This is a genomic window from Nocardioides szechwanensis (assembly GCF_900103935.1).
In the GTDB taxonomy this organism is placed as follows: domain Bacteria; phylum Actinomycetota; class Actinomycetes; order Propionibacteriales; family Nocardioidaceae; genus Nocardioides; species Nocardioides szechwanensis.
This window is the reverse complement of the sequence record NZ_FNIC01000002.1, coordinates 234,621-250,650: the sequence shown is the minus strand read 5'-3', so window position 1 is coordinate 250,650 and position 16,030 is coordinate 234,621. Positions and strand designations below refer to the sequence as shown.

General features: G+C 69.3%; 14 protein-coding genes and 1 pseudogene. 4 read left to right on the top strand and 11 right to left on the bottom strand.

Features of this window, described 5'->3' with window-relative positions:
• Window positions 1–49: 49 nt before the first annotated feature.
• Window positions 50–1,135: an NAD(P)H-dependent amine dehydrogenase family protein gene (locus tag BLR90_RS06405; protein WP_091023676.1), complete on the top strand. Its 1,086-nt coding sequence runs from the start codon at window positions 50–52 to the stop codon at window positions 1,133–1,135.
• On the opposite strand, the gene BLR90_RS20645 is transcribed toward BLR90_RS06405, so the two are convergent.
• Window positions 1,132–1,761: a response regulator transcription factor gene (locus tag BLR90_RS20645; RefSeq protein WP_143016127.1), complete on the bottom strand. Its 630-nt coding sequence runs from the start codon at window positions 1,759–1,761 to the stop codon at window positions 1,132–1,134. The genes BLR90_RS06405 and BLR90_RS20645 overlap by 4 nt on opposite strands.
• Before the next feature lie 178 nt (window positions 1,762–1,939).
• Between BLR90_RS20645 and BLR90_RS20640 the strand changes: the two genes are divergently transcribed.
• Window positions 1,940–3,289 (top strand): hypothetical protein, encoded by a 1,350-nt coding sequence (locus BLR90_RS20640; RefSeq protein WP_143016126.1) that lies wholly within the window; start codon window positions 1,940–1,942, stop codon window positions 3,287–3,289.
• On the opposite strand, the gene hemG is transcribed toward BLR90_RS20640, so the two are convergent.
• The 3 genes from hemG to BLR90_RS06385 form a co-directional block, all read right to left on the bottom strand.
• Window positions 3,187–4,647, bottom strand: coding sequence for a protoporphyrinogen oxidase (gene hemG / locus BLR90_RS06395; RefSeq protein WP_170254272.1), 1,461 nt, complete (start codon window positions 4,645–4,647; stop codon window positions 3,187–3,189). The two genes, BLR90_RS20640 and hemG, sit on opposite strands and share 103 nt — an antisense overlap.
• Entirely contained in the window at window positions 4,644–5,774 is a 1,131-nt protein-coding gene (locus BLR90_RS06390) for a TIGR04053 family radical SAM/SPASM domain-containing protein (RefSeq protein WP_218029380.1), read from the bottom strand. Before BLR90_RS06390 ends, hemG begins: the two co-directional genes overlap by 4 nt.
• 94 nt (window positions 5,775–5,868) lie before the next feature.
• A complete protein-coding gene (locus BLR90_RS06385; protein ID WP_091023670.1) occupies window positions 5,869–7,293 on the bottom strand; it encodes a nitronate monooxygenase in 1,425 nt (474 codons plus the stop codon).
• A gap of 773 nt (window positions 7,294–8,066) precedes the next feature.
• On the opposite strand from BLR90_RS06385, the gene BLR90_RS06375 reads away from it, so the two are divergent.
• Complete coding sequence (locus tag BLR90_RS06375; RefSeq protein WP_143016125.1) at window positions 8,067–9,437, top strand: ABC transporter permease family protein; 1,371 nt, start codon at window positions 8,067–8,069, stop codon at window positions 9,435–9,437.
• A gap of 203 nt (window positions 9,438–9,640) precedes the next feature.
• Here BLR90_RS06375 and BLR90_RS06370 read toward each other — a convergent pair whose 3' ends face one another.
• From BLR90_RS06370 to BLR90_RS06360, 5 genes and pseudogenes are all read right to left on the bottom strand, one after another.
• Window positions 9,641–10,768, bottom strand: coding sequence for a hypothetical protein (locus tag BLR90_RS06370; RefSeq protein ID WP_091023666.1), 1,128 nt, complete (start codon window positions 10,766–10,768; stop codon window positions 9,641–9,643).
• Window positions 10,769–10,792: 24 nt separating this feature from the next.
• Entirely contained in the window at window positions 10,793–10,948 is a 156-nt protein-coding gene (locus BLR90_RS20925; protein ID WP_170254271.1) for a hypothetical protein, read from the bottom strand.
• Between the two features lie 1,382 nt (window positions 10,949–12,330).
• A pseudogene (locus tag BLR90_RS21405) lies at window positions 12,331–12,578 on the bottom strand (ISL3 family transposase); the annotation flags it as partial.
• A gap of 63 nt (window positions 12,579–12,641) precedes the next feature.
• The gene (locus BLR90_RS06365; RefSeq protein WP_091023664.1) at window positions 12,642–13,121 is read right to left on the bottom strand and encodes a HEPN domain-containing protein; all 480 of its coding nucleotides are present in this window, start codon (window positions 13,119–13,121) and stop codon (window positions 12,642–12,644) included.
• The gene (locus BLR90_RS06360; protein WP_218029379.1) at window positions 13,114–13,683 is read right to left on the bottom strand and encodes a MarR family transcriptional regulator; all 570 of its coding nucleotides are present in this window, start codon (window positions 13,681–13,683) and stop codon (window positions 13,114–13,116) included. Before BLR90_RS06360 ends, BLR90_RS06365 begins: the two co-directional genes overlap by 8 nt.
• A 548-nt stretch (window positions 13,684–14,231) precedes the next feature.
• On the opposite strand from BLR90_RS06360, the gene BLR90_RS21755 reads away from it, so the two are divergent.
• Window positions 14,232–14,705, top strand: coding sequence for a rhodanese-like domain-containing protein (locus tag BLR90_RS21755; protein WP_091023660.1), 474 nt, complete (start codon window positions 14,232–14,234; stop codon window positions 14,703–14,705).
• 51 nt (window positions 14,706–14,756) lie between these two features.
• On the opposite strand, the gene BLR90_RS06350 is transcribed toward BLR90_RS21755, so the two are convergent.
• Both BLR90_RS06350 and BLR90_RS06345 read right to left on the bottom strand, forming a co-directional pair.
• Window positions 14,757–15,383: a hypothetical protein gene (locus BLR90_RS06350; RefSeq protein WP_218029378.1), complete on the bottom strand. Its 627-nt coding sequence runs from the start codon at window positions 15,381–15,383 to the stop codon at window positions 14,757–14,759.
• Window positions 15,380–15,670, bottom strand: coding sequence for an SHOCT domain-containing protein (locus tag BLR90_RS06345; protein ID WP_218029377.1), 291 nt, complete (start codon window positions 15,668–15,670; stop codon window positions 15,380–15,382). Before BLR90_RS06345 ends, BLR90_RS06350 begins: the two co-directional genes overlap by 4 nt.
• Between the last annotated feature and the right edge of the window lie 360 nt (window positions 15,671–16,030).

Here is a 16,030-nt window from a genome sequence, read left to right as displayed (position 1 = left end):
ATAACATCGTTTTCCAACAGGTAGAACACGTTCCAGTTCAGGAGACCCCATGACCATCCGCGTCGCCCAGGTAGCCACCGGCAACGCCGGCATGCTCACGCTGCGCCAGCTCATCGCCGACGACCGGTTCGAGCTGGTGGCGGTCTCCACGTCCAGTGCGGACAAGGTCGGCAAGGACGCCGGCGAGCTCGCCGGCGTCGAGGTGGTCACCGGGATCTCCGCAGTCGGCGACCTCGACGCACTGATCGCGGCCGGCCCCGAGTGCGTCGTCTACTGCGCGATGGGCGACACCCGTCCGGTCGCGGCCACCAACGACGTACGCCGGCTGCTCGAGGCGGGCATCGACGTCGTGGGGTCGGCGCCGGGGACGCTGCAGTACCCGTGGGGCACCATGCCCCAGAAGGTGATCGACAAGGTCGAGGCCTCCGCGCAGGCCGGCCAGGCCTCGGTGTACATCACCGGGGTGGACCCCGGCTTCGCCAGCGACCTGGTGCCGCTGGCGCTGGCCAGCACGTGCCAGCGGATCGAGCAGATCAAGTGCTACGAGCTGGCCGACTACGCGACGTACGACGGCACCGAGGTGATGTTCGACCTGATGGGCTTCGGCAGCCCGGTCGACTCGACCCCGCTGCTGTTCCTGCCCGGCGTGCTCGCGCTGGCCTGGGGCACCGCGATCCGGATGATGGCCAGCGGTCTCGGCATCGAGGTCGACGAGATCGTGGAGTTCTGGGAGGCCGAGCCGGCGCCGGAGAGCTACGACATCGCCGCCGGCCGGATCGAGAAGGGCACCATCGCCGCCCTCCACTTCTCGATCAGCGGCCTGGTCGACGGCCACCCCGCGATCGTCGTCGAGCACGTCACCCGGACCCGCGACGACCTGCGCCCCGACTGGGCGCGCCCCTCCTCCGGCGGCGGTGCCTACCGGATCGAGATCACCGGCGAGCCGAGCTACGTCGTCGACGTCGTCCCCAGCAGCGAGCACGGCGACCACAACCACGCCGCGATCGTGGCCGCCTGCGGCCGGATCGTGAACGCGATCCCCGACGTCCGCGCCGCGGCGCCGGGCATCCGCACGACGCTCGATCTCCCGTTGCCGACCGGCCGTGGGACGTACGTCGGTCCGAGCGGCGCCTAGGCCCCGAACTCGGTGTCCGCGCGGCGCGCGAAGCCGCGTTGCATGGCCCAGGACACGGCATGGGCCCGGCTGGTGGCGCCGATCTTGCGGTAGAGCGACCGGATGTAGGTCTTGACCGTGTTGATCGAGACGAAGAGATCGCCCGCGATCTCGGTGTTGTTCAACCCCAGGGTGATCAGCCGCAGGACATCGGTCTCACGCTCGGTCAGCCCGGCCGGCTGACCCTGGTCGATCGCATCGAGCGTGTGCCGACCGTCGTCGCCCAGCACCCCGGCCGCAGCCTTCCGGATCCCCTCGATGATCTCCTCCGCCTCCGCGGTCATCGGCAGGAACCCCACCGCACCCAGCTCGAGGGCCCGGGCGGTGAGGTCCTCACGGGAGGCGGCACCGATCGCTACAACGACCGCTCCGTCGGCCTTCACCAGCCGCCGCAGCACCAGCTCGTGGCCGTCGTGCAGCCCCGTGACGTCGTACAGGACCACGTCGGCAGCGTCCGACATCTCCGGCGGGACCAGCTGGAGGTCGAAGTCGAGATCTGCGGCCCCGAACGCCAGCACGGACACGAAACCCTCGGCCACCACGACACTGTCGCTGACCACCGCGAGGGCAACAGGGACGCTGCTCATAAGGGGCAATTCTGGCGAACTTTTCGAGTTCGTACCATTCCCCACCCTCACCCTTCCGGGTGAGTGCGCCACCTCCAGCAGCACTCTTGGGGCAGCCGGGGCGCCAGTGACCGGCCGGTTCGGCTTTCGCGCCTGCTGTCGAGGGACACGCGGCGCCAGCCACGTGACGAGGAGGCTGATGACCGTACGCACCAAGCTCGCACTCACCGTGCCGGTTGCCGCCATGCTGACCTTGGGCCTGCTCCCGCCGACGGCCTCAGGTGTCACTGACTCCGCTCCTGTCGCCACGTGCCTGGGTGAACGCGCGACGCTCGTCGGCAGTCCGGCGACCCGCCTGAAGGGCACGCCACGGCGGGACGTCATCGTGAGCAACGGTGCTGGCCGCATCGAGGCGCTCGGCGGCGATGACCTGATCTGTATCACCGGGCTCGCCGAGAATCCGAGCAGCTGGGTGCTGGTGCACGACGGGCCGGGCGACGACCGGATCGACGCCAGCGCTCTCGGGACCCGGCGCGTGGTGGCGAGCCTGCAGGGAGGTGACGACACCTACTGGGGCGGGCCTGGACCCGACTCAGTGCACCTCGCAGGCGGAGGGAGGGACCGCGTGCGCACGCGGGGCGGCGACGACTCCGTGGGGTTGGGCGACGAGCGCCCAGGTCCGCGCCCCGACCTCGTGGACCTGGGCCCTGGCGCAGACGCCATCAACCTCCGCATCACCCACACCGGGCCCCGGGGAGCAGCCGTGAGAGTGCGGGGTGGGCACGGGCGCGACCGGTTCGACATCAGGGGGAAGTCGGACCGGCCTTGGAGCGTCGGTGCACGCGCCGGACGGGCCACCGAGGGCGCACGGTTGCAGGCCCCCAGGCTCGACTTCTCCAGCTTCGAGACCTTCGACCTGGTGGTGCTGCGCACCCCCTCGCTCCGCTTCGTGGGCAGCGACAAGTCCGAGGACATCTGGCTGTCCTCGCCCTCCGAACCCGGGAGTGAGGCGCCGTGGGTAGTCGTGGGACGCAAGATCGACGTCCAGGCCGGCGGGGGCGACGACAGTCTCCTGGTCAGCGCTGAGGACCGCGGGCCGATCGCGGGTGGAGGTGGCGACAACGCTCTTTCCGTCGTGGACGTCTTCGGAACCGCGACGGTCGTTGCAGACCTTGCGGGTGGGGCGATCGACCTCACGGACTTCCGTGATCCGACGAGCCATCACCTGCTGGCGGTCGACGCGTTCCCCGACCTCGACCTGTGGAACTTCGCGGACTTCACGGCCACCGGAGACTCCGGCGACAACCGGCTGCAGGTCTACGGCTGCGAAGCCGCCGTGCACATCGACGGCGGTCCTGGCGACGACACCGCCGATGGCGGACCGGGACCGACCAGTGCACGGCGGAGGCCGTGCAGAACTGCGAGGCGTGATGCGCACGTGGCAGGTCAAGGTCTGCGGATGGGGCTCACAGCCTCCAGACGGGTGAGGACGGTGCCGGCCGCGAGGCTCCCCGACCCGATGCACTCGGCGACGCCTAGACCGTGGTAGCCGCTGCCGGCGACGACGAGGCCGGGGTGCCCGGCGAGATGCTGGTCCAGCGCGGCGAGGCGGTCGAGATGTCCGACGGTGTACTGCGGCATCACGTCGGTCCACCGGAACACTCGTGAGAGCACCGGCTCGGCGCGGATACCCAGGACGTCCGCGAGCTCGCGCCGGGCCACGGCGACCAGCTCGGAGTCAGGCTGATCCAGTACGCCGCTCCGCCCGGGGCCGCCCAAGGAGACCCGGAGCAGGACCCGTCCGTCGGGCGCGCGGCCCGCGTACTTCGAGGAACTCCAGGTGCAGGCCCGCGCGGCGCGTCCTTCCGACGCCGGCACGAGGTATCCACTGCCGCGCAGGCGCGTGTCCACCTCGTCGCTGCGGAACCCCAGCGCCACCGTCACCGTCGAGGTGTACGCCGTCCCGGCCAGGGCCGCGGCCAGGGACGGGTCCAGCGCCGCCACCATGACCGCGGCCGCGGCGCTGGGCACGGCGAGCACGACCGCACCCGCCCGCAGGACCGTCTCCTCGCCGTCGGCGTTGCGAGCCCGCACCAGGTAGGTGCCGTCGCCGCCGTCGGCGACCTCGGTTACTGCGGCGCCAAGCCTCACGTCCACCGACGACAGGCGAGCGGCCAGGGCGTCGACGATCTCGCCCATCCCGCCGACGGGGGCGACCAGGGATGGGGGTGGAGGATCAGCGACGTCCGTCACCGTGCGCGCCCGCACACGTCGACGCTCGGCCAGCATCGCCCGGATGAGCCCGCCGTGCTCGAGCTCGGCGGCTCGCAGGTGCGGCATGGTGGCCGCCAGGCTGAGCTGCGCGGGATCGGCGGCGAAGATCCCCGCGGCCAGCGGCTCCACGAGACGCCGGTAGACCTGGACCCCGAGCCGCCGGACGGCGAAGGACCGCAGGCTCTCGTCGGTGCCATCGTCGGGCCGAGCGGGCACGGCGTACTCGAACGCGAGCCGGCACTTGCCGAACGGCGTGAACAGCCGGGTTCTGGCGAAGGACCCGGCTTTGCTGGGAACGAACCCGTTCAGTCCCTCCGGCAGCGGGCGCAGGCGCCCGCCCCGCAGCACGGACGTGCCCCGGCCCGCCTCTTCGGTGGGGAGGAGCCGGTGGGCGATCTCCAGCTCGGTGAGGAGCGCCTTGGCCGGTGGCTTGGAGGCGAACAACGAGTCGGGCCCGCCCTCGACCAGGAACCCGTCCACCAGCTCGGTGCGGATCTTCCCGCCGAGCCGGTCGGCCGCCTCGAGCACCGTGACGTCGGGCGCCGGCGCCGTGCCCCGGGATATCCGGTAGGCCGCCGTGAGCCCGGCGATACCACCGCCCACGACGACCACCCCCGGCACGCCAGCGCTCATGCGGTCCATCCGCTTGGCACATAGGCGCAGGCGGGGTCGGAGGCGAACGGGTCGCCGGTGACGGCGTAGGCGCGTCCCCGCTGGCCACCGCAGACGTCACGGAACTCACAGACACCGCACTTGCCGGTCAGCCGCTCGGGGTCTCGCAGCCCCCGGAACAGCGGATGGTTCCGGTAGATGTCGACCACGTCGTCGCGCCGCACATTGCCGGCGATGATCGGGAGGAACCCGGAGGGCATGACATCGCCGAGGTGGGAGATGAAGAGGAACCCGCGGCCGTCGTTCACGCCTTGCGCCGGCCGGTCGAGCCCGTCGTGGAAGGCGAAGCCGGCACCGATCGCTGACCCTCCTGCGCCGCGCTGTGCGGCCACCCGGCGATACATCGGCGCGGCGGTCGCCTTCACGTCGAACCCACCTGCCCTGGACAGCTCGTACAGCCAGACGAGGACCTCCTCATGCTGTTGGGGGCTGATCATGCTCAGCTGTTGACCCCGGCCCATCGGCACCAGGAAGAAGACGCTCCACTGCACCGCGCCCACCTCCTGCACGAAGGTGACCATCTCCGGGAGCAGGTCGACGTTGTGGCTGGTGACGGTGGTGTTGACCTGGGTGCTGATCCCCAGCGACTTGGCGCTGCGCAGGATCGTCATGGTCCGCTCCCAGGATCCGGCCACCTTGCGGAAGTCGTCGTGCACCTCGGGCAAGGGCGCGTCCAGGCTGAGCGCGATCCGGCGTACGCCCGCCTGCTGTGCCCGACGCAGCCGGGCGACGGTGGGAAGCGCGGTGGCGGTCGGCGTCAGCGAGCAGCGCAGGCCTGCCGCGTCGGCGTACTTGATCAGCTCAAACAGGTCACGGCGCATCATCGGGTCGCCGCCGGTGAAGACCAGGATCGGCGAGCCGAACTCGGTCAGTCGATCGATCAGCGCATAACCCTCCTCGGTCGTCAGCTCTGCGGGATTCCGTCGGTGCTGCGCATCGGCGCGGCAGTGCACGCACGAGAAAGCACAGGCCCGGGTGATCTCCCAGGCAATCGTGAACGGAGCGCGGCTGAAGTCGGTCTCGGCCATCCATCGGTTGCGGGCTTGGCGCTCGTGCGCGGCTTGCCGGTGGACGTTGTCGGGGGCCATCACGCAGCCTTCCAGGGCAGAAACGGGGACGTCCCCACCCTGGACGGCCCCCAGCCGGAACAGACAGGGCCGAAGGTCCCAGGCCCACGGGCGGTCACGCGCCGGTCAACCACGCCACCACGTCCGCGGCGGCCCATCCGTTCGGGTGGATCGAGGCCAACTCCTCGGCGCCGGTAAGGTCCGAGCCGAGGGTGACCAGTGGCGGCTCGACGTATCCGTCGCGCCTGGTCTGCCCGAGCCCGATGTCCGCGGTCAGTGCGTTGCACAGGCAGGCACGGCCGACGGTGTCGGCCAGGTCGCCACCCTTACGGACGTACATCTGTTCCGGCTCCCCGGGGCAGCGGTAGCCGATGCCGCCGGAAGGTGTCAGGTAGGGCGTGCGCAGGTAGCTCAGGTCGCACAGTCGTCGGCGCTCGTCGTACACCGACGGGTCGGAGAGCGTCCCGACAACCTGGGCCACCTTGAACGGGAACCCGGTCGGAGAGGCGAGCGGGTCGGTGCGTACGTCGAGGGTGCCGCTGTCGAGCCGGTCGCCGAGCTCTTCACGCAGGCTCGGCGTGAGGCCGGAGTCCGCGGCCAGCGCAAACAGGGTGCCGACCTGGATTCCCGCCGCGCCGCGGGCACGAGCCTCAGCCAGTCCCTGGGGCGTGCCTTCTCCGCCGGCCAGCCAGAACGGGATGCCCAGGGCTCGGAGCTTGTCGATGTCCACCTCGTCCCGCGGACCGTAGACCGGCTCGTTGCGCTCGTCGAGGGTGAGCCTGCCCCGCGGCGGGGCGTTGTGGCCCCCTGCGCCGGGGCCTTCCACGACGAACCCGTCGGGACACGTGGATGGGTCGCGGGCAAGGTATGCCGCCAGGATGTTCGCGGAGACGATCGCCAGGAACTGGGGCCGCGCCAGGTCCGGAATCGCCTCAGCCAGGAGGGCCCGCGGGTCCACCGTCACCCGGTGCGGCTCGTCGGCGCCGTGTACGTCGACATCGACACCCGCCACCACACCCGCGGCCAGGTCGTCGAGAAGGCGCGGGATCTGCCGTGGCAGGCCGGCCCCCATCAGCACGTAGTCGACGCCGGCAACCAGAGCGCCCAGCGCGGCGGCCGGCGTGGCCATCTGCACCTTCTCCAGATAGTTCACGCCCACTGGTGCGTCATGACCGTCCTTGGCCAACCACACCTCGACGAAGTTGGCCACGACCGCAAGCTCCTGCTGCGCGGCTGTCTGGCGCAGCGTCAGCTTGGGCACCGGCCGGTACGGGCCACCATCAGGCCGACCGTCGGGCTGGAAGTATCTGTCGCGCACCCGTCGCGCCATGCCCGGCTCGGGGAAGGCGGCGAGCGCGCGGCGCAGGTGGCCGCCTCGATCGCCGTCCTGAAGCCTTCGAGCGAGCACGACATCGAGTGCGGTCCCGGAGACGACACCGAGGCCACCGGCACACGACACCGACCTCGCCAGCTCCCACGAGGAGACGCCCACCCCCATGCCGCCCTGGATGACCTGCGGTAGTTCACGCACCTGCGACATGACAAAGCCCTCCGACCCATTAGGCCTCGAAGGCTGTCATCGTCAGGCGCCGCCGAGATAGGGACCAACGACCCGTGTCGCCGCCGCAAGGCCCTGGCGGCCGATGGCCGGGAGCTCGCTGACTGTCACACATGTCGCGACTCAGGTGTCACCTATGTCGCGACTCATCACACGGTGGAGCTGAGGGGATTCGAACCCCTGACCTTCTCTATGAGAGCCGAGGCTCTCCACCTCTCGTCGGTGCTGCGCGATTCTCGGAGGAAACATGCTCTGACCTGCACTGATGCCGAAGCCGCATTGGCTGACACCCGTGACTGTACCCGAGCGCCTCGGCCGTTCTCTGGACACTTCGGGCTTGAAAGTGCTGACTTTCCGCTGACAAACTCGCGGATCCGCCCCTGATGGAAAACCACGAGGACCAGATCCGTCTGCGGATGAGGCCCAGCGCAAGAGGGTTGAACGAGGTAGGCGCACCGTCGCGCGGCAGCTAAGACGCATTCGCACGCGCGGAACGCGGCATGACCGGAAGCCCCCGACACGATGTCGTCCACCTTGGTCAGAGGTCGATCCAGTAGCGCCGTACGACACCACGACCATCGTCACTGACCTTCCGAGGTCCTCGTCAAGGCGACCCGCGAGACCGGCGCGGCCCTGGTCCTGGTCACCCACGACAACCGCGTGGCAGCGGTCGCGGACCGTGAGGTCGTGCTGCGCGATGGGGTCGTCGAAACGGATGATGGCGCCACCGATCCGGTCGACCAGCCATGAGGTCATTGACGCTCACCATCGCCCTGGCCGCCGGCCGCGGGCGGGCGGCGCTGGTCGTCGCCACAACGGCGGTGACCTCTGGCCTCCTGCTGGTGGCGATCTCGATCGCTCGGCTCCCTGGTTACGGCGATGGCCCCCACGCGTACTCCAACGACGACCAGCTGCTGGGTCCGCTTGCAGACCCGGGCACGCGTCCGGGCGCGGTGCTGGCAGTCGTGCTGCTCACCGTGCCCATCCTGTTGCTCCTCGACCAAGCTGTCCGGCTCGGCTCGGCCGGCCAGCACCGGAGCTACACAGCGCTCGCCGTCGCAGGCGCGACCCGTCGCGACCTACGGCGATGGGCCGCAACCGAGGTCGGTGTTCCCGCGTTCGCCGGCGCGATCCTCGGCATCGGCGCCTGGTGGGTCCTGCGTGAGCTCCTCGGTCGCGAACTCGCTCAGCACACGGCTGCCCTCGTGCCGACCTCGGTCGGTCCGGGCGCTTGGGCGGTGTTGGTCGTCGTGACCGTTGGGTTGTACGGCGCGCTCGTCGGCCTACGCTCCGGATCCCGGGTGACAGCGGTTGTGGAGAGCGGTACGGGACGTCCGCCGCCGCGCCCATGGCCCGCCCTTCTGGTAGTCGCCGGGGTCCTGGTCATGGTCGGGTGGCCCGGGATCCAGTCGACGGATCTCGCTGCCATGATCGGGGCCGTCGTCCTCGTCGTCGCCGGCGCGATCGGGCTGACGCCCTGGGCGGCGTACCGCGCAGGCGGGCTCGCAGCACGGCGTGCTCGGACCGCCCAGATGCTGTTGGCCGCCCGCCGCTTGCAGGCGGACCCGCGCCCGGCTGGCCGGGCCGCGGCCGCAGTCGGAGCAGTCGCGCTCGCGACCGGCGTACTCGGAGTGTTCGTCGTCGACATCCTTGACAGCGGGAACAACTACGGCGAGGCCGGCGAGTACCTGGTGCCGGCCGCTGTCGTCGGTGTCTGCACACTCCTCGCCATGTCGATGATCGCAGCATCCCTCGCCGTCCACTCGGTCGAGACGACGATCGAGCGTCGACGCGAGATGGCCGCACTCGTCGCGACCGGCGTACCGGCGTCCACGGTCGGCGCCGGCACAACGTCACGAGGGACTGCTCAGCACACTGCCCCTCGCCGTGGTCGCCTCCCTTGCAGGCGCTTTGGGGTACGGCTACCTGGTCGGCGCGTCCGCACTCTCCTACGCAGCTGGGCTGCTGGCAGTGATCATCACCGTGGTCGTAGTCGCAGGCATGGTCTGGTGCGCCAGCATCCTCATCCGTCCCTGGCTCGAGACGGCCGTCGATCCCGACAACCTACGCACGGAGTGAACCCGCCTCAACCGGATAGTCACGCCTTCGCGCTGACGGGCCGTTAGCGAGTAGATCGCACAACCGTGCGTCTTCGAGCGCACGCTATGCGGCAGAAGCCATTAGGCGTCGTACGCGCTGGCGGACGGGGTGGCCGACAAGGTGAAGGACGCCTCGGCCGAGATGCGCGACAAGCACCCGCTCTACCCGGGGCTGAACCTTTCGTAGCGAGCGACACCTACTGGCGCTACGCCTGTCATCCAGCCGGAGGTCAGTGCGCCGTGACAGTCACGGTCACCTTGCCGGTGATATCTGTTGCGCCTGGCTCGTTTATCAATTGGGCGGTCAGAACAAGGAACATCTGATCGCCGGCCGGCACCTGCACGCCGACCAACCCTGTCTGGTCGCAGTCGGAGGTGGTCCCTGCAGGAACAGTGCCCTCAAAGGACGCGAGCGTGCACGTCGCGTCGAACAGTTTGTTGAACCGGATGGCGTCGGGCGGGCCGGCGTACAACGAGACGACAACGTCGACCGGGGCTCCCGCGGGCCGACTCACGGCGCTGGTCAGCTCGAGATGTCCGGCGATCCCGGTGATCGTCAGGTCGCGGGGGGCGTAGTCGACGATCGGGCTCAGGTCGTTGCGGTCGACATCGATCCTCGACGATGATCCGGTGAAGTAGACCCGTGTGCTGGTGGCGCCCGAGAGCGGGAGTGCGGGAATCTGGGTTGCGTAGCCGGAGTAGTCCACCCCGACCGTGACGGCACCACCCGATCTCGCCGTGAAGTGGAGCGTCCGGCCCGGCGCATCGAGCGGCCCGGTCAGGTTCCACTGGCCGGCACTCTTGGTATAGACGTCGCCCGTGGGCAGGTCGAGATAGCTGTCGCGGTCATTGCCCAGCGAGTCTGCGGGCGCGCCCGAGCCGGTGAGGAACGACGCACCGTCCGAACCGGGGGCGCCAGACTCTCCAGGAGAGCCGGTCGGTCCCGGAGAGCCGGTCGGTCCCGGAGAGCCGGTCGGTCCCGGGGCTCCGGTCGGACCCGTGCTGCCTTGCGGGCCTGGGAACCCGGCTTCTCCACTCCGACCGGGTTGGCCCGAGGCCCCCGCGGCTCCGGAGGACCCGGGGACGCCCGCGACACCGTCACTGCCGTCCGCTCCGGGCGACCCCTGGATGCCCGCCTTGTTCCAGCTGACTCGCCGCTCCCGAGCCTTCCCCGTCATGCTGGTCTGGCACGGCGCCTCCGCGGTCTCGAGGCGGATCGCGCCGCTCCTGACCTTCACGCACGCGGTGATGACGGTGTCATCGGAGCCCTTCGACGCGGCCAGGGCGGCCGCGCCGGACGCAATGAGCGCGAGACTCGCGACGGCGGTGACGACGAGCCGGGCATGAGGAATCAACACCGGTTGAGCGTATCGCCGATCGATTCACCCTGATAGGTGAGGGCGCTGGTGTCTAGATATGCCGACCTCTAGGGCCTCAGCGAGCGCGGGCATCGTCACCAACCGCAAGTAGTCGACGACCGGCTCGTCCATCGCCAGGCGCACCTCGGTGACGAAGCCGGCGCGGTCCGACTCCGGCATCGCGTCGAGCTTGGACCCGAGGACGACGGTGGCGAGGTAGCACTCCAGGAGCTCGCCGTTGGACGCGATGAGTCGCCAGCGTTGTCCTCGAACACTTCAAACTTGGGGTTTGCCATGGTGGATTCACCTTCCCGAGTAATTGCTCGCTGACTCGATCGTGGTGACGCGCCAGCGCGCGCAACGCCCCCTTGGCGCGCCACACCTGCCCGGCGTCGACGACCAGGCTCGGCTCCTCCGTCGACTGCAATGCGAAGTCCAGTCGCCACGTGGCATCGGCCCCTGTCACGTCGGTCGTTGCGTCGCCTGCTCCCGGTGGTTCGACCAGCCGGAAGCAGGCTCGGACCGCACCGACCTCGGTGACCTCCCGCTGCCAGTCAGCCAGCGCCTCTTCGAGGGAGGCCAGGGCCGCTGGGGTAGTCGTGAAGTAGGGGTCGGAGCCCGTCAGTGCCGATCGGAACGACGCCGTTGCACGTCGGCGCGGCCCGGGGCCGAGGCGGGAACGCACCGCTGCGTCCACCAGGGCATCGGTCGCAGCCGCCAGCGACCGCACCGCGGCCGCAGCCCGGTCGACGGCAACCGGGCACGCAGCCGTGAAGGACCCGGGCAGTCCCGCGGCCGACGCGCGCAACCACACGGCGTCGACTCCGGTCACCACCGCAGACCACATCGCCATCGCCCGACCGTCGCCCACGTCTCGCACGTCGGGCAGTACGCGGCCGCGGCCGACGAGATCCACGGCAAACCGTGCGAGTGCTTGAAGCGCTCGCAGGTCTCCACCGGCAATCGGTCGTTCGAGGTCGATCTCGGCGTCGCCCGCTGCCACCAGGTAGCCCAGAGCGGCCTGGGAGTCCAACGCCAGGGTCGGGACCTCCCACAGTCCGTCGACCAGGGACTCCGGAGTCTGCGACTCCTCGCGGGTCCGGCACACCTCTGCAGAGGCAGCCGGACCCCGGCCCTGGGTCGGCAAGACGAGAACTGCCGTACCCGGGCTGCCTTGGAGCGCCGTCGCGGATGCCAACGCCTGCGCAGAGACGGCGAAGGGGTGAGCCTGCTTGGCGGGGCGTCGACCTCGGCGCACGGCGGGCTGCGCCGGCGCCTTCGAGTCCTCGGCCCACAAGATGAGCTCGCCCATGGCATCGCTCTGGATCGACCACCAGCCGTGAAGGACGATCAACGCTTGCTCAACTCCCCGGACCCGCCTGCCAGATCGCAGAACTTACCCGACGGATGGCCCGGCCCATCAGGCGCCACGGCTCTTGCGGTACGGCACGCGGGGCGTGCGATCCGACCCGGCCTGCGTCGTCAAACCTCCACAAGCCCGCCCTTCGACGCCTTCAGCGCCAACTACCTCGCCGGTCCTGCACTGCGACCGGCCACGACCATCCCTTGAGGCGGCAGGTGACCCGTGGGGCGTCAGCCTCAGCACTGGGCGCACCGTGCCCAGGTCCAGTGATCGCCATCGCCGTCGGCCCTCGGCCCTCGGCAGCGTCGTACTCCGGGTTCCGACGACGACACGCCCCACACCGGCTACGTGCCCGGCCCGCCGGCCGCACGTGGGCCACGAGCAGTTCAGCGTCCTCGTTCGAACTCGCCCCCGCTCAATGGCCGGCTTCTCGACGCCCAAGGGCACGCAATGGGCTGAACACCGCGGGCGCCGTTCTCCGCTCACTGGCTTCCTGGTCAGAAGCGGCGGTCAGCCCTGCCACGGGCCGACGTTCGGGAGGAACTTCCTCATCGCCTCCACGATGCTGCGGGCATCGTCGAGCGCCTCCTCTGCTTCTTCAACGGTGACCTCGGGGGTATCAAGCGCGGGGTACTCCGCGTCGTGACGGCGCAGCCGCAGCGCGCGGAAGGGGCGGACCACCGTCCTTGCGTTCGGGCCCAACTGCGCCTCGATCGCCTCCTGGGTGGCTCGGTGGCCGTTCCTTCTGGTCGCTCTGAGTCCCTGCTGGGCGAGCACGGCACCCAGCGACTTGCGGGCCGCGTCGTAGAGAACCGCGAAGGCGCCTGGTGGGTCTGCGGGCAACAGCGCCGGGGCGGAGGCCAGGTGGGTCTCGGCCTGGCGCATCAGGAGCTCAGCGTGCTCCGATGAGGGCTCGACCTCCTCGAGCTCGCCCTCGTCGATCAGATTCTGCAGCTCGGACTCCCCCACCGGCCAGCGACCCTCACTCATGATGCGTCCCGATCACATCGACGACCGGGCGTGAGAGCACTGTCTGCTTGAAGGAGCCATTGCCCGCCACCCAGGCCTGTGTGGAGACGCGGCGGACGTTGACCTCGCGACGCAACACCGACTCGGCTTCGGCAACCGCATCGGCCAGCACATGCCGGTCGGGCTCACCGATCACCAGCAGGTCGATGTCATCGGGCACCGGACCGGCCCGCTGGGCGTATCGTGCCGCCCACGATCCGTAGATGAAGGCACGCTCGATGCCGGGGACCTCAGCGAGGGCCTTGCGCAGGACCGCCGCCGGCCCGAAGGTCACGGCCAAGAGATCGGCCAACGGCTTGTAGACCACCGAGTCCGTGACAGCGCGGACCAGGCGCGTGTTGCCCCGGCGCTTAGTGGCGACGAGACCACCCTCCTCGAGGCGGTCCACCTCGCGCACGACGGTCGAGACCGAGGTCCCGGTCTCCTCAGCAATCTCGCTCAGGGAGCGCTCGCGCTGGGGGTCGAGCATGATGACAGCGAGGATGTCGCCCTGGCTTCGTGACCGCAGAAGCGGCAGCAGCATCGGACTCGCCATTTTCATAAAACAAACCCTAGCACTCGTTTTACGCAAACTGCTGTGTTTGAGGCGCACCACGCCCAAGACCGGAACGCTGGGCACACGCAGCAATACCGGTGAGCGCTGGCGATCTTCTCACTCCCGTTGCACACGTTGCGGAGGTGCGCAGGGGGTACACCCGTCACCCGCAAGACGCCGGACCCAAGATGCGTTTCCGCAGGTCAGACCTGGTTTTCATGGTGGAGCTGAGGGGATTCGAACCCCTGACCTTCTCATTGCGAACGGCCCCGCCCTGACTTTCCACGGCTGGTGCACGCGTGAATTGCGGCCCGTGCAACGGCAGGAACGGCACCCGTTGCACAACGGGGGTACGCCAGGGGTACGCGCTCCCCCTCCCTCTGACCCGCAGGTGGGCTCCGGACTGGCTCAAGCTCGATCGCACAGACCTAGCCCTTTGCGCCCAGAATGACGTGGTCAGCGTGTCGAGCCACTTACACCGTTTACCGGACAGTCCCCATCCATGGCGGGTGTGAGCAGGCGGCATACTTCGATCCATGACCACTGAATCCGTAGGACTCAAGCGTGGAGCCCGGCGCAGGTCGCAGGACCCGCGAAGTGTTCCGTGGGCGGTAGCTGGCGAGTTGGACGTTGTCGCCGTCGATACGACCTGGGGTGAGCTTCAGCCTCTGAAATGCGCACCCGATGTGCCGACGGTAGGCGAGCTTGAAGTCCTTGAACTACTTCAGCAAGGAGCCGTGCTATTTGATACTCGTGTTCCAAGCTCCAACAATGGCGTGACCCTCCCGGGCGCGAGGAGCCTTCCCCACGACCAGGCCGTCCAGCGTCGCGGCGAACTGGACGCTTCGAGGGTGTCAATACTTTTCTGCAATGGTCCTCAATGCCCGCAATCGCCCCAGGCCATCCGAGCTCTGCTCGAGGCTGGACTAGCGGCCGAGTCGCTGGCCTACTACCGCGGTGGCGTGCACGATTGGGTGACGCTGGCGATGCCCACCGAAGCGACCACGTAGATGTGGCGTTTGAACGTCTGAACATATTGCCCACGCTCGATGACGCGGCGCCTAGTCGCCCTCGGACATCTCCTGGAACTCGCCGTGCCAGCTGTGGTACCAGACGTCGCCTGTGTCGGCGTTCACCGAGAGCATTCCCTCGATGCGGTCTTGTCGGAGGGTGTGCAGGGTGTAGTAGCCCGGGAAGGCTTCCGCTTCGGCGACGGTGAGCCCGTCGTGATCATCAGCCCACTGCTGCGCCACCTGCTCGGCCTGATCGGCGCTGAGTCGGGCGGGCGTGTCGTTGCGGGACATAGTCCCGTAAAGGGTGTTCCACATCATGGCCGGCCCGATCTCGAGCCGCACTGCTCCGCTGGACGGGTCTACGAGGATCTCGGTGGCCTTGGTCCCGTCCGGCTCCTCGAGCTCGGCGTAGTAGTTCTCGCTGAACCGCATGACCTCTCCTACGTGCAGGTCCGGTCCCAGCTCGGCGGCGTACTCCTCGGCCCGGTCTCGTGCCTCGGCCATGCCGTCCACCGGCTGGCCGTCGCCAGCCAGCCATTGCGATCCGGCGTGGCCGCCGCTCATCGATCCCCAGGGGCCGAAGCCGTCGGACTGGGACACCAGCCAGGTGCCGGATCCGAGCACAGCGAGCAGGGCAACCAGCGGTATCCACAGGCCCTTCGCAGTGCGCGTCATCGGGACTCGGATCGCGACGAGCGCAGGGTGGCGCGCATCGAGCGGTAGGTGTCCTCGTCCAGGTCGCCAGCAGCGAACCGACGGTCCAGGATGTCTTCGGCAGTTCCCGTGGACCCGTCGAGGGCTCCACCTCGCGGCGGTCGGGTGGAGTCCGTGCGCCCGCCGCCCCCGGTGGAGCTGAAACGGGAGACGCTCCAGACGATCAGGGTGATCACGGCGATCCAGAAGATGGCCATCGCGACCCACCCGCCGGCACCCATGCCGTAGCCGTTCCCGTAGCCCATCACGACCGACCCCCGTGCTCGGAGCAGCCCTCAGCGCCGTGGGCGGAGAGCTGGAGGTCGAGCGGAAGCGTTTTCATACCTCGATCCTCAACGAGTCGCGGGTGCCGCCCCAAGTGCCGAAAGGTACCGGACCGCAGGGTCGGAAGTCCCAAGCGGGCCAGTGACGCGTCGCCCGCAGTGGGATCGTCGAGTGAGACGCGCTCCAGTCAGGATCGTCACGCGGGACGCGTCTAGTCAGGATCGGCTTCCGGGGCCTCCACTGGTGGAGCGGATTCCGGGTGAACCTGCGGACGGATGAACACGCGTCATATCACCGCGATCGGCTCGGCCCGCGCGCCCTCAGGCACTGACTATCGTTGGGGA

Coding starts and splice junctions, on each gene's coding strand:
- BLR90_RS06360 (WP_218029379.1), bottom strand. CDS start 13,683: ATGCTGCTGCCGCTTCTGCGGTCACGAAGCCAGGGCGACATCCTCGCT.
- BLR90_RS21755 (WP_091023660.1), top strand. CDS start 14,232: ATGACCACTGAATCCGTAGGACTCAAGCGTGGAGCCCGGCGCAGGTCG.
- BLR90_RS20645 (WP_143016127.1), bottom strand. CDS start 1,761: ATGAGCAGCGTCCCTGTTGCCCTCGCGGTGGTCAGCGACAGTGTCGTG.
- BLR90_RS06385 (WP_091023670.1), bottom strand. CDS start 7,293: ATGTCGCAGGTGCGTGAACTACCGCAGGTCATCCAGGGCGGCATGGGG.
- BLR90_RS06390 (WP_218029380.1), bottom strand. CDS start 5,774: ATGGCCCCCGACAACGTCCACCGGCAAGCCGCGCACGAGCGCCAAGCC.
- BLR90_RS06365 (WP_091023664.1), bottom strand. CDS start 13,121: ATGAGTGAGGGTCGCTGGCCGGTGGGGGAGTCCGAGCTGCAGAATCTG.
- BLR90_RS20640 (WP_143016126.1), top strand. CDS start 1,940: ATGACCGTACGCACCAAGCTCGCACTCACCGTGCCGGTTGCCGCCATG.
- BLR90_RS06350 (WP_218029378.1), bottom strand. CDS start 15,383: ATGACGCGCACTGCGAAGGGCCTGTGGATACCGCTGGTTGCCCTGCTC.
- BLR90_RS20925 (WP_170254271.1), bottom strand. CDS start 10,948: ATGCCGGAGTCGGACCGCGCCGGCTTCGTCACCGAGGTGCGCCTGGCG.
- BLR90_RS06405 (WP_091023676.1), top strand. CDS start 50: ATGACCATCCGCGTCGCCCAGGTAGCCACCGGCAACGCCGGCATGCTC.
- hemG (WP_170254272.1), bottom strand. CDS start 4,647: ATGAGCGCTGGCGTGCCGGGGGTGGTCGTCGTGGGCGGTGGTATCGCC.